The sequence below is a fragment of the Cohnella hongkongensis genome, assembly GCF_042654645.1.
Taxonomy (GTDB): domain Bacteria; phylum Bacillota; class Bacilli; order Paenibacillales; family Paenibacillaceae; genus Cohnella; species Cohnella hongkongensis.
On sequence record NZ_JBHSEP010000027.1, the window covers coordinates 59,622 to 72,332 of the forward strand.

Genomic DNA, 12,711 nt, shown 5'->3' on the forward strand with positions numbered 1-12,711 from the left:
CGATCTCCAGAGAAACCGAACGGGATATAAAAATAGTCCAAAGGGCGAGCCGGGAGAAGCCTCCCGCGCCCGCCCGGATTCGGCGAAGCGGCAGCCGCTCGGGCTGCCCCCTGTTTATGGATTCTTCCTGCCGCGGAGCGCTCCCGGCAGCGCCATCAGCGCCGGAACGAGCATCGGCAGGAGCACGAACACGAGAACGACGAGACCGACGATCACGGCTGCGGCCATCTCGATCAGCAGCACCAGCCCCGAAGGGATCAGCGTGGCGAAGGTGCCGCCCAGAATGACCATCGCGGAGATGATGACGCCCCCGACGCTTCGCGCCGCCCGCTTGATCGCTTCCTCGTGATCGATGTCTCCGTACTCCTTGTACCGCATCATAAGGAAGATGCCGTAATCGACTCCTACGGCGACGATGACGATAAAGGAGAAAAACGGCACGAACGAGGACAAGCCCTCCGTTCCGAGCAGATGCTCGGCGACCAGCTTCGACGCCCCCATCGCCACATAATACGAAGCGATCAGCGACACGACGATATAGAGCGCCGGCAACAGGGAACGGATCACCGCGAGCAGCACCAGAAACACGCTGACGATGACAATGACCGCCGCGCTGTTGAACGAGGCCAGCTGAGACTCGTTCATATCGTGCGTAATCGAGGTCGGCCCGGCCGCGCCTCGGGCGGCGTCGGCCAGCACCGTTCCGGCCAGCCGGGTGTCCGTCGTTTCGTTGATTCGGTCGATAAGGGTCAGCGCCTCCGGGGAGTACGGGTCCTCGTCGAGAACGACGATGAGCTTCGTCACCGTGCGATCCTTGGACATGAAGGCGTCCAGCGCTTGCCCGAACTGCTCGCTTTCCATCGCCTCGCGCGGCATAAAAAACGTCTTCGTCGTGCCCATCTGAACGAGGAAGTCCCCGGTCTGCTTCAGACCGTTGGAGATTTCGCTCAAGCCTTGCCCGCTCTGCTGCAGCCCGTCCTTCAGCTGATCGAAGCCTCCGTTCAGCGCGCCCAGCCCTTCGCTTAGCTCCTGCTGGCCGGCCTCGATATCGGCCAGCGCGTCGTTCAGGCGCTGTATGGAGGCGGCGACCGTCTTCCCTCCGGTCTGCCCCTGCGCCAGACCGGCCGACAATTGTTCGGCTCCCTGCTCCAGCTCCTTCAGCCCCCCGACGAGCTGCTCCTGCGCGGACATCAGCTGCCGCAGCCCCGCGGTCGAGGAGGAGAAGCCGGCCTGTAGCTCGGACGTACGAAGCTCCAGCTCCGAGAAGCCCCCGGCCAGGCCGGCCAAGGCGGACTCCAGCTGCTGACCGGCGCTGCGCAGCGCCGCGTAGTCTTCGTCTTCCGCCAGCTCGGCATGGGTTTGCCCCAGTCTGACGACCAGGCCGTTCATGGCGGCCATGGCGTTCTGCAGCTCCGGAATTCCGTTCGCCAGCTCCGCATAGCCTCCGCCGATCGCTTCGTATCCTTGGCGAAGGCGATCCAGCGCGTCGGCCAAGGCGCCGGTCTGGGCCGCGATCTCCTCCGTCCCGCCGCGCAGCTTCGCGATGCCGTCCTGCAGCTCGCGTCCTCCGCTCGCGCCGTCGCCGATGCCGGTGACGATCCGGTTCAACGCGTCCGTCACTTGCTCGAAGCCGTCCCGGACTTGACCGGTGCCTTCCGCAAGCTGTCCCACCTGAGAGAAATCCGGAGTCTGCAGCTCGGACCGCATCCGCTCCAGCCCGTCGCGCACGGCGTCGACCCCGTCCCGCGACGCCGCGATGCCCTTCGTGACCTCGGCGGTCTGGCTCTTGATATAGAACTCGTCGATCGGCTTGCCTTCGGGCTGCGTAACCCCCGACACCTGGTTCACGCCCGGAATGGCCCGAATCGCGTTCGTCAGATCGTCCAGCACGGCCAGCGACTCGTTGTTGTCCAAGCTCTCCTTGCCTTCGACGACCAGCGTCGTCGGCAGCGCCTGCCCTTTGCTGAAGCGCTCCGCCACGATGCCGAAAGCCTTCGTAGACGGATGGTCGTCGCCGAGCTCGGCGAGCTGATCGAAGCTGAGCTTCTGCCCGCTGGTCAGAAACACGGGAATGAGCAGCACGACGATGACGGCCGTCGTCACGATCGGACGCTTCACCGCGAACTGCGTCAGGCCGGCCATCAGACGGCTCTCCTTATGTCCCGCCGCGCCGCGGGAAGGCCAGAACAGCTTGGCCCCGAACGTCTTCATCACGAAAGGCGTCAGCGTCAGAATGACGAGCACGAGAATGACCGTTCCGATGGCGACCACGTTCGCCGACTGATAGATGCCGAAATCCGAGAACGTCAAGCCCGCGAAAGCGATAAATACGGTCAGTATGCTGTAGATGATCGTCTTGCCGGCCGTCCGGTAAGACGCAACGATCGCCTCGTCGGTCGACTTGCCGAGGGCCAGCTCTTCCTTAAAGCGATTGAACAGCAGAATGTTGTAGTCGGTCCCGATCCCGAACAGAATGAGCACGAGCAGCATCTGGGTGACGCTCGTGATCGGGAACTCCAGCTTCTCGATCAGCTGCGCGGCGATGCCCATCGACACCAGGTAGGAGACGCCCACCGTCAGCAGCGAGACGAACGGAATGACGACGGAGCGGAACATGAGCAGCAGCACGACCAGAATAAAGATCACCGTCAGCGCCGCGCTCTTGTCGACGCCCTCGATCGTCGCCTTCAAATAATCGTTCTCGATAAAGTCCTCGCCGGTCAAGTAGAACGGAACCTGAACGCCCGCAAGCGTCTCCGTGAACTGATCGGCAATCTCGTCCACGCTGCGTCCGTTAATCTGGAGAACGAACGGCACCATGACTGTCGTGCGGTCTTGGGAGATCAGCTGGTCTCCGGCCTCCGGCGAGGAGAACGGATCGATCAGCTCGGCGGCGCCTAGCGTCTCCTGCCGGGCCTGCAGCTCCCCGATCCCGGACTCGATCTGCCGCATATCTTCCTCCGACAAGCCCTCCTCCTTGAAGAAGACGACGATGTCGCTGCGGCCTTCCGCGTTGCTCATCTTCTTGAGCAGGTTATGCGCGACGACGGCGCGGCTGTCCGCCGACAGCGGGTTCTGCCCCCGCTCGTGCAGAATGGCGTTGACGTCCGGCTGGATGACTGTCAATACGACGGTGGCGGCCAGCCATACGACCAGCAGCGGCCAACGCCAGCGAATGATTCGTTGCATGCGACTTCTCTCCTTGTCTCTTCTCCTATACTCGATAAGCTTCCAGGCGCAGTTCCATTCCTCCGCCGAACACGTCGATCAACTGCTCGACCAGATAGCCCAGCATGTCGGAGTCGGGGTACTGCTCAATAATCCAGGCGACGCTCTCGATCAGTGTCGCCGACAGCATGCCGACCTCGATTCGTTCCCGTTCGTCCAGCGGGCCGCGCGGGGCCTTGGCGGCCGCGAACGTCTTCAGCAGCAGACTCTCGACGAACCGGGTCAGCTCGCTGCGTATGCTTTCGTACTTCGAGCCCTCGCTGCGGCAGAGCAGCAGCAGCAAGCTCGGCCCCGACGTCTTGATCAGCCCGACCAGCGTCGTCTGAACCCGGTCGAAGAAGCTCGTGCTCGCATCGGTGGCGAAGCCGCCCGCGATGACGGCGTCGGCGATCTGAAGATACTCCTCCGCATAGCGGCTGTACTGTTCATACACCGGGCCGACGATCGCGTCGAACAGATCCTCCTTGTTGCGGAAGTAGCGGTAGATGTTGCCGGAGGTCATTCCGGCCGCCGCGGCCATTCGGCGCATCGACGCCTCCATATAGCCGTGCCGGCGAAACTCCTCGTAGGCGGCCAGCACGATGGCGCTGCGCACTTCCTCCTTTAAGACTTGCATTAGTGATCACCTGATCATTATTGTGATGGAAATATTATACCCTTGCCGCCGGCGTCTGGGCAATTGCAAAAATGTGAACATCCGGCTCTATAAAATGTAGCAATGAACCCGTGAAAATATCCAGTCTTCTCCAGTGGCCAAGCATATGATGATTCTAACCTGATGGAAAGGAGGTTGACCTTATGGCCAAGTTATTCGATTATAACGCGACGATCGTCACTCCGATTACGGACGGAACCAGCATCGCGATCCCCCTTACGCCAGCCAGAGTCGACGTCGGTTCGGTCATCGTTAACGTTCCTAACGTCGTGCCGAGATATGTACAAGTCAACGCGACGATCGGGATTCGCGGAGACGCCGGAACCGGGTCGATTCTGTTCCGGATCCGCCGCGGAGGCACTGAAATCTACTACTCCCTGATCGGACTCGAATCCGGCTTCGAACGATTCGCGCTGAGCACCTTGCTGGCAGTAGACGGGAACTCTCCTCCAGGACCGCAAGTCTATACGGTTTCGGTCGAACGCTTTACGGCAGGTCTGACGGCCTTCGTCATCGGCCCCGTGGAAATTACCGCCTCTTCCTTCGGCTAATCCGAGGCAAGCTGCGGGCAGAATGCTGCGGCAGGCGCGCCTGGCGAAGGCAACCTGCCGATCATGCCGCAGCGAGCGCACCACGACAAAGACGGCCTCTCTCCTTCCGGAGACGAGACCGTCTTTATTCGTTTCCTCCATCCTTGCCCGATCAGCCGATCGGCGCGGAGGCTGCGAACGTGATCGTGCGATATTCGTTCCCGAGCGTCGCGTCGTCCGGGCGACGCGGCCGCACGGCGCAGTAGAAGTGATAGAGCACTCCGTCGCGCATCAGCAGCGAAGGCTTGTGCGCGTGGGTTGCATCCAGTTCCCCTTCCGTTCCGTGCCGAAGCAGCGGTTCCTTCGCGCACGTCCATTCCAGCAGATTGTCGGAGTCAGCCGCTCCTTCCTGGGCGTGCGAGCCGTCGAAGCCGAAGTAGAACATCCGCCAGCGGCCCTCGTCCCGGACGACGAACGGATCGGACGCGAACGCCGATTGCCAGCTTCCCGGCTCTACGCGCACAACGGGATTGCCCTCGTAGCGGCTCCAGCTCCGCAAGTCCGGAGATGTGGCCACCCCGGTTTGCTCTCGCCAGTCCGACACTTCATTTTTCGCATTGTAAAACAGATAATAAAGGCCTTCATGCTCCAGCAAGCAAGCTTTATAGAGCCCGCCCCGCTCCCAGTCCGCCCCGTCTCTCCAAGAGAAAACGGGCCTTTCCAGCCGGTTCCAGGTCATCAGGCTTTCGTCGGTCGTCCAGGCCAGCCCGATCTCCGCCGGCCCCGCTTCGTACCCTTCCTCGGGATAAGCGTGATAGACCATCCAATACTTGCCTTCCGTTTTCTTAAGCGTCGGCAGGCCGGTCAGCGCGTCCGTCTCCTTGAGCAGCCACGTTCCCGCCGCTCCGACATCGTCCCAGCCCCGCCCCTCGCCTCTGGCCAGAATGACGCCCAGGCTGCTCCAGTTCAGCAGATCGTCGCTTTCGGCCAGCGCGGTCTGATAGCCGCGGCCGTCGTAACCGATATACATCATCATATACCGGCCGTTGTGCCAGAACACAAAGGGACAGTCGACGCCATGGCTGTCGAACCGGCCTTCCTCTCCGGAAGGCGCGATAACCGGCAAGCCTCGCTTGTAGTCCGTGCGATACTTCATGTCCCATTGCTGGAGGTTGTCTGTTTCCGGCATATCGTCCCTCCTCTCCTCGCTTCGCTAAATTATCGAATCAGGCCCGCCTGCTTGAATTGCTCCGTAGCCTGGTCGAGCAATTGCTGTCCTCCGGAGCTCAGCCATTGCTGGACGAATCCGTCGTAATCGCTCGCGCCTCCCAGGATGTATTTGATGTCGAACTCTTTTTGCAGCGTCTCCAGATCGGACTTGAGCTGCGCGTCGAGGGAAAGCACCGACATATCGTTCGGATTCGCCGGCATCTCCATCGCTTCCAGGTCCAGACGCATCTGCTTGATGTCGGACTCGCCCGGCTGCTCGTTCATGCTCTCCACTACGCCGTCCTGACCTGTCGCGACCCAAGTGCCCCAGTCGTAGGCCCCTTTATTGTCCTGACGGTACAGCTCGTCTTTCAGACTGACGAACCTGCCGCCGTCCTCCAGCTCGACCACCTTCTGGCCGTTGACGCCGACTCCCCAGCGGAGAGCCCAGTATCCGTCGTTCGGATAGGTCGAGGATTCGATAATTTTCAGAATGCGCTCCAGCTTCGCCGGATCCTCGGCCGCTTTCTTGGAGATCGTGACGATCGTTCCGGCGACCGCGCCGGGCGGCAGCTTGCCGCCTTCCGGTTCGCCCTTCGGCATCGGCAGGTTCTCAAACCAGTCGATTGTGGCGCCCGTGTTGCCCGTACCGCCTTCCACCTCGTTGATCAGAACGCCCGGATAGAAGGTGAGGCCTACTTTGCCGGAGAACAGCTTGGGCTTGCGCTGCTCCCAGCCCTGCGTATACCAGTCGGGATCGATCAGCTTTTCGTCCACGATCGTTTTGACGAAATCGAGCATCTTCTTGTGAGTGCCGTTCACGATCGAGTGATCCGCTTTGTCCCCGTTTACGAAAAACTCCGTTTTGCCGTACATGTACGCCAGATTGGCCAATTCCCCCAGGTTGACCCCGGCGCCAGCCGAACTGATGCCCCAAGTATCGTTTTGTCCGTTCCGATCGGGGTCGTCATGCGTGAATTTGCGCAGCACCTCCAGCAATTCCTCCGGCGTGGTCGGCTTTTGCAAATTCAAGTTGTCCAGCCAGTCCTGCCGAATTTTGAAGGTGAACGTGTTCGGAGCGGGCAGCATCGGGAGGCCGATCATGCTGCCGCCTTCGTTCACAAACGCCTTCGATTGCGGGCTGAAGGACGACGCCAGCGTCGGCACCTTGTCCAGGTACGGCGTCCAATCGTCCAGCAGAACGCCTTGCTGATACAGCTTCTTTACCAGATTGATGTTCCAGACGGCAATGATGTCCGGCGGATCGTTCGACGCGAATTGCACCATCAGCTTGCTTTCCAGATCCGATTCGGGATAAGCGTACAGCTTGAAATCGACGTTGTGCGTCTCGTTCATCCACTTTCTCCACGGATCGTTGTCGTCCGTAGGCGTGTTCACCCAGCCGTTCTCGATCATCGAGATCGTTAATTTCTCCCCGCTGTCCGGAGAAGCTTCGCCGCCGGGAGCCGGAGAGACGCTGCCCGAAGCAGCCGGATCCGAGCCTGGGCTTGCCTTCCCCTCCTCGTTGCCTCCGCAAGCCGTCAGCAGAGTCGTTCCCGCCAGAAGCAGAGCCAACGCGGCGCTTGCCGTTTTCCTTGCCATTTTCATACCCCCATCTTCGTATTTCTGATTTTATCCCTTCACCGCGCCCAGATACATCCCTTTGGTGAAATGTTTCTGCAGGAACGGATAAACCAGCAGGATCGGTACGGTCCCGATGACGGCAACCGCCATTTTCAGCGACTCCGTAGACACCCGCTGCGCGGGATTAAGCACCGATGTCGGATTAAAATTGGAGCCGATGTTCGCATTGGCGAACATATTGCGCATGACCAGCTGCAGCGGCATCCAGTCGGAATTGTTGATATACAGAAAAGCGTCGAACCAGCTGTTCCAGTGCGCCACGGCAACGAACAGCCCGATGGCGGCAAGCGCCGGCTTGCTCATCGGCAGAATGACCTTGGACATCAGCGTCCAGTCGCCGGCGCCGTCGATTTCGGCCGATTCCTCGACCTCCTTCGGAATGCCCTCGAAAAATTGCTTGAGCACCAGCAGGCTCCAGCTATCGATCAGCGCGGGCACGATGAGCGCCCAGAACGTATCCAGCAAATGAAAATCCTTCATCACCAGATAGGTCGGAATCATCCCGCTGTTGAACAATACCGTCACGAGCACGAGAAACAGGAATACCTTTCGCCCGACCAGCTGCTTGCGCGAAACGACATAAGCCGCAACGGCGGTCATCGTCAACGTGAGCGCGGTGCCTACGATCGTTCGAATGACGCTGACCTTCAGGGCGTCGGTAAAAATGGAGCCGCTGAACAATCTCTCGTAGGCAAGCAGCGTCGGCCGATACGGGAAGAAAATAAAGCCGTTGCGCTGAATCCACTCCTGCTCGTTAACGAGAGACATGGAAATGACATATAAAATCGGATACAAAGAAGCTGCGGACAACATGCCGATAACGACATAAGACAAAATTTGATACCCTCGTTCGCCCCGGTTTCGCATAGGCCTCCCCCTTCTACCAGATGCCGGTGCCTGCATATTTGCGCGCCGCCTTGTTCGCCAGCAGGACGAGCGCCAGGCCGAACAGAGACTGGAACAGCGACATCGCGGTCGCCAGGCTGTATTGCAGCTGCGCGATCCCTTGCCGGTACACCCAGGTATCGATGATGTCGCCGACGGAATAGGTCGCCGGATTGTAGAACAGCAAGACCTGCTCCCCGCCCGCGTACAGGATCGAGCCGATCTGGATCGTGAAGAGAAAGACGATAACCGAGCTCAGACCGGGCAGCGTAATGTGCCAGATCCGTTTGAACGGACCGGCCCCGTCGATTTTGGCGGCCTCGTACAGCGCCGGATCGAGGGCGGTCAGTCCCGCCAAGTAAATGATCGTCCCCCACCCGAGTTCCTTCCATACGCCCGTCCCGACCAGAATCGGACGGAACCAATTTTCGGACGTCAGGAACGCGAACGTCCGCCCCGTGACCGCTTCCAGCACCTGATTGACGAATCCCGTATTCGCGAACATCGCGTAAGCGATGGCGTACATGATCACCCAGGAGAGAAAATGCGGAATGTACAGCACGGTCTGGCTGATTTTGCGAAACTTGGACGACGCCAGATCGAATAGCAGAATCGCCAATATAATGGGAGGGAAAAATCCGAATGCCAGTCTCAGCAGACTGATCTCCACCGTATTGCGGAGCACCCTGTAAAAATCGTTGTGGGCCAGAATGTGCTGGAAGTTGTCCAGCCCCGTCCACGGGCTTCCCCATATCCCGCCTATCAGACTATACTGCTTAAACGCGAGCACCGCCTGAAGGACCATCGGATAATAGCGAAATCCGATGAAATAAACGACCGCGGGTATAAACAGCACATATAGCAAGCGGTGTTTCCAAATCCGTTTCCAAAGCATGCGATCGTCTCCTTTCCCGCCACGGCTCAAATTAAGCTTAGAAAAAAAAGCAACCGTTTGAAATACGACATTCCTTGCGCTTGGGGGGCGATTCCAATCATTCGTCCGCCGTTAAATTGCGCGCCGCCGCGCTTCATGGTTAACTGGTTATGAACGTTCCGGCGCGCCTGAACCGCAGGGGAGGAGCCTACTTGAACCGAAGCCATTCCGCGTGGGCCATCGACAATTGGCCTATCGCCACCAAGCTGATCGTCGTCTACTCGCTGCTGATCTCGGTTGCCATCTCCGCGGTAGGCTATCTCTCCTACTCGTATTACAGCCGCTCGCTCGAGTCGCAGATCCGGGACTATATTCCGCAGCTGCTCGGCCAGACGAGCCGGCACCTGGACACCTATCAGAACGAGCTGCTGTACGTGACCAAGGCAGCGCTGAGCAAGCCGAACAACGCCACCCTTCTCGACGCGCTCGAGCAGGCCGGCTCGGAGGGGCAATGGCCGTCGCTGCGGGCTGTTATCCGTCTCCACGAAGCGATCCGCCAATTAAACGCGGAGCATAGGGCGTACGTGAGGGGGATTACGCTGTATACGACAAATTCGGGGGCTTTTTACTATCGTCAAGGCGCGGGCGGCGTGTGGCTCCCCCACCGCAATTACAAGAAGGAAATCTGGTTCGCCGATCTGGAAGAGAGGAGCCCCACGCCCTTGATTTACGGCACGGAGCAGCTTCGGGACGATCTGGACGCCCCGTACGTGTTCAAGATCATTCAACCGCTGCGCCGTCCGGGCGGCCAGGAACCGCAAGGCTTCCTTGAAGTGGAGGGCTCTCTGGAAATTATCAATACGATGCTTCTGGACGTGAATTTCGGACCGGACACCCGCATCTTCGTGCTGGACCAGAACGACCGGATTATGTATGCGAAGGGCGCCCGCCGCGTCGGCGAAGACTGGAACGCCGATCTCGGTCTGGACGACCGGGAGCTGACCAGGCCGCAGCGCTCCAGCTTCGCGACCTTGGACAATTCGCGCCATCTCGTGACGCATACCCGGTCCGGCCAGACCGGCTGGAAGGTCGTCGCGGTCATCCCCGTCGAATATTTGACCCAGGGAATCGCCCAGGTCAAATGGTGGACGCTGGCCGGCGTCGTGGCCGGAGCCAGCGTCGCGGTGCTGGCCGCAATCTGGCTGGCCTACAGCATGACGCGCAGGCTGAGGCTGCTCGTCCTCGGCTTGCGGGATCTCGAACGCAACGATTTCCAGATGCCGATCCCCCGGATTACCTCCGACGAAGTCGGACGCGTCTGGGGAGCGATCAGCAAAATGGCCGGACGTATCCATGTGCTCATCAACGAGGTGTACCAGTCCAAAATTTTGCGACAGGAGGCGGAAATCCGCTCCTTGCAGAGCCAGATCAACCCGCATTTTCTGAACAATTCCCTGGAAACGCTGCGTTACCTCGTTAAGAGCGGCCGGACCCAATCCGCCGAAGAAGGGATTATCGCTTTGGCCGATCTGTTTCGCTATCACGCCGTCCGAAACCAGGAAATGGTCTCGCTGGAGGTGGAGATGGCTTTTATGAAAAACTACCTGCAGATGCAGAAGCTCCGCTTCGGAGAGCAGCTGCAAATCCTGTACGACATCGACGAGCGGGCGCTGCCCATTGAGCTGCCGGGTCTTCTGTTCCAGCCGCTTGTGGAAAACGCCATCCGCTACGGCGGCGACGAGACGGGACTGATCTTGATGACGATCCGGATTAAAAAAACGGAAGAGCATCTGCTGATCTCCATCATCGACGAGGGCCGAGGCATTCATCCGGACAGGCTAAACGCCATCTGGAGCGCGCTGGAGCTGGACTCCGACCAAGCGGGCAGCATCGGCCTGCTGAATGTCCGCCGCCGTTTGCGGCTGATATATAAAGACAAAGGCGAGATGTTCATCCGCAGCGAAGAAGGCAACGGAACGATCGTTACCCTGAAGCTTCCGCTTGCTTAGCGCGAACCATTGCGAAACGACAGGAGGGTTGCCGACATGAACGTGCTGATTGTCGACGACGAGGAAACGATACTTCTTGGCCTGGCCGCTCAATTGAAGGAGCTCCCGATCTCCGGCATCGACCGCGTCCACTGCGCGTTGAACGCCTCGGAGGCTTTGAATCTGCTGTCTTCGACGCCGGTGGATCTTGTCATTACGGATATCCATATGCCGGGCATCGACGGTCTCTCCCTGACCGGCACGATTCGGCACCGCCATCCCGATATTCCGGTCGTCATCCTGACGGGCTACAACGATCGCGCCTACTTGCAGCAGGCGATACGACTAAAGGCCGAGGACTATTTATTCAAGCCGGTGAAACCTGCCGATCTGGCGCAATTGTTCGAGCGGCTCGGTGAACGCCGGGCCCGGGACCGCAAGACCAGCCGTTTCATCGATATCGAGCGGTTCGAATCTCTTCCGTTCCCGTACAAGGCGGTTATGGCCTGCGATCTGGACGAGGGCAGCGCAGACCGGCACAGCCAACTCGGCGGCGATGAAATGATCTTATGGATGTACCGTCAAGTGATCCGCGAAGCCGCGGAGCCGCTCGAGGATATCTATTTCATATCCCCCGGCTCCGCGCTTGACTCCTGCAATCTGCTGATAGCGGCTGGCGCGGACACGGCCGAGGAAGCGATCGGCAGACTGGAGAGGCTGGCCCTGTCGATCGGCGAATTCTGGTCGAGCAGCATCCGGCTCGGCATCAGCTTCGGTCTATCCTCCGGCCACGGACGAAGCGTTCCGTTCTCCGAGCCGCGCAAGGAGGCTTGCGCGGCGCTGCTTTACCGCCTGGGATTCGGCAGCGGCCTCCATGGATTCGTCCCGCCGGCGGGCCCGATCGCCAAGTCTTCGAGATCGGAGCTGCAGACGGCGATCGAGCTGGCGGATTCCGGCGCCCTGCTGGCGGAGCTGAAGCGCGAGCTCGCGCGCGTCCTCGACTGCGCGCCGGATTCCCGGATGCTCGCAGCGGAGGATCTGCTGCAATTTCTGTACGCTCATCTCGCCCAGTGCTATCCCTCCCAAAGCCTGCCGCTGTTCCAGAGGGCGGCTGCGCTGACGGAAAGACTCGTCTGGGCAAGGACGGAAGAGCAGTTCTCGCAGCTGTTCATGCTCGAGATGAACGAGTGGCTCGGCTCCGTCATCCCGGAGCATTCCGAATACGGAATTGTAGCCCTGGCCAAATCGGTCATCCAGTCGCGGTTCTCGGAACCTCTCAACATCGGCGAAGTAGCCGCCGCGGTCTACGTCAGCCCGAGCCATCTCAGCCGGCTCTTCCGCGCGCGGACAAATACGACCTTTCTGGAATATTTGACAAACGTGCGCGTCGAGGAAGCCAAGAAGCGGCTGACGGATCCCCGGGCCAAGGTGTACGACATCGCCGTGCAGGTCGGCTACAGCGATTGGAAGCACTTCAGCCGCGTGTTCAAAGAAGCGACCGGCTGCCATCCGAGCGATTACCGCACGAGGACGATGGGAATCCATTCGACCGAGAACGAAACTTAAGCGGCGGGGGTCACGTTGATGTCGGAGACGATTCAGTCAGGAAAGCGTATTTTATACTTTCTGAATCACTCGCAAAAAAACCGTTCCGAAGGCTGTGAAGCCTTGCGGAACGGTTTTCTCCTTCATGCTCTT

Annotated in this window: 9 protein-coding genes; 3 read left to right on the plus strand and 6 right to left on the minus strand. The window is 59.8% G+C overall.

Going from position 1 to position 12,711, the window contains the following annotated elements; translation table 11 throughout:
- Positions 1-114: 114 nt before the first annotated feature.
- Together ACFO3S_RS25225 and ACFO3S_RS25230 are read right to left on the minus strand one after the other, a co-directional pair.
- Positions 115-3,189: an MMPL family transporter gene (locus tag ACFO3S_RS25225; RefSeq protein WP_378101752.1), complete on the minus strand. Its 3,075-nt coding sequence runs from the start codon at positions 3,187-3,189 to the stop codon at positions 115-117.
- Positions 3,190-3,214: 25 nt separating this feature from the next.
- Positions 3,215-3,844, minus strand: a complete 630-nt coding sequence (locus ACFO3S_RS25230; RefSeq protein WP_378101755.1) for a TetR/AcrR family transcriptional regulator — start codon at positions 3,842-3,844, stop codon at positions 3,215-3,217.
- Positions 3,845-4,026: 182 nt separating this feature from the next.
- On the opposite strand from ACFO3S_RS25230, the gene ACFO3S_RS25235 reads away from it, so the two are divergent.
- Positions 4,027-4,434, plus strand: coding sequence for a hypothetical protein (locus ACFO3S_RS25235; protein ID WP_378101757.1), 408 nt, complete (start codon positions 4,027-4,029; stop codon positions 4,432-4,434).
- Between the two features lie 151 nt (positions 4,435-4,585).
- Here the strand turns inward: ACFO3S_RS25235 and ACFO3S_RS25240 are convergent, their stop codons facing one another.
- The 4 genes from ACFO3S_RS25240 to ACFO3S_RS25255 are packed head-to-tail and all read right to left on the minus strand — an operon-like array spanning position 4,586 to position 9,046.
- On the minus strand, positions 4,586-5,602 hold the full coding sequence (locus ACFO3S_RS25240) for a hypothetical protein (protein ID WP_378101759.1): 1,017 nt from the start codon (positions 5,600-5,602) through the stop codon (positions 4,586-4,588).
- A 29-nt stretch (positions 5,603-5,631) separates the two neighbouring features.
- Positions 5,632-7,224, minus strand: a complete 1,593-nt coding sequence (locus ACFO3S_RS25245) for an extracellular solute-binding protein (RefSeq protein WP_378101761.1) — start codon at positions 7,222-7,224, stop codon at positions 5,632-5,634.
- Between the two features lie 30 nt (positions 7,225-7,254).
- Positions 7,255-8,133, minus strand: a complete 879-nt coding sequence (locus ACFO3S_RS25250) for a carbohydrate ABC transporter permease (protein WP_378101764.1) — start codon at positions 8,131-8,133, stop codon at positions 7,255-7,257.
- Between the two features lie 13 nt (positions 8,134-8,146).
- On the minus strand, positions 8,147-9,046 hold the full coding sequence (locus ACFO3S_RS25255; RefSeq protein WP_378101767.1) for an ABC transporter permease: 900 nt from the start codon (positions 9,044-9,046) through the stop codon (positions 8,147-8,149).
- Positions 9,047-9,237: 191 nt separating this feature from the next.
- On the opposite strand from ACFO3S_RS25255, the gene ACFO3S_RS25260 reads away from it, so the two are divergent.
- Together ACFO3S_RS25260 and ACFO3S_RS25265 are read left to right on the plus strand one after the other, a co-directional pair.
- Positions 9,238-11,034 (plus strand): cache domain-containing sensor histidine kinase, encoded by a 1,797-nt coding sequence (locus tag ACFO3S_RS25260; protein WP_378101769.1) that lies wholly within the window; start codon positions 9,238-9,240, stop codon positions 11,032-11,034.
- 36 nt (positions 11,035-11,070) lie between these two features.
- On the plus strand, positions 11,071-12,579 hold the full coding sequence (locus ACFO3S_RS25265; protein ID WP_378101771.1) for a response regulator transcription factor: 1,509 nt from the start codon (positions 11,071-11,073) through the stop codon (positions 12,577-12,579).
- Positions 12,580-12,711: the final 132 nt, after the last annotated feature.

Coding starts and splice junctions, on each gene's coding strand:
- ACFO3S_RS25225 (WP_378101752.1), bottom strand. CDS start 3,189: ATGCAACGAATCATTCGCTGGCGTTGGCCGCTGCTGGTCGTATGGCTG.
- ACFO3S_RS25230 (WP_378101755.1), bottom strand. CDS start 3,844: ATGCAAGTCTTAAAGGAGGAAGTGCGCAGCGCCATCGTGCTGGCCGCC.
- ACFO3S_RS25235 (WP_378101757.1), top strand. CDS start 4,027: ATGGCCAAGTTATTCGATTATAACGCGACGATCGTCACTCCGATTACG.
- ACFO3S_RS25240 (WP_378101759.1), bottom strand. CDS start 5,602: ATGCCGGAAACAGACAACCTCCAGCAATGGGACATGAAGTATCGCACG.
- ACFO3S_RS25245 (WP_378101761.1), bottom strand. CDS start 7,224: ATGGCAAGGAAAACGGCAAGCGCCGCGTTGGCTCTGCTTCTGGCGGGA.
- ACFO3S_RS25250 (WP_378101764.1), bottom strand. CDS start 8,133: ATGCGAAACCGGGGCGAACGAGGGTATCAAATTTTGTCTTATGTCGTT.
- ACFO3S_RS25255 (WP_378101767.1), bottom strand. CDS start 9,046: ATGCTTTGGAAACGGATTTGGAAACACCGCTTGCTATATGTGCTGTTT.
- ACFO3S_RS25265 (WP_378101771.1), top strand. CDS start 11,071: ATGAACGTGCTGATTGTCGACGACGAGGAAACGATACTTCTTGGCCTG.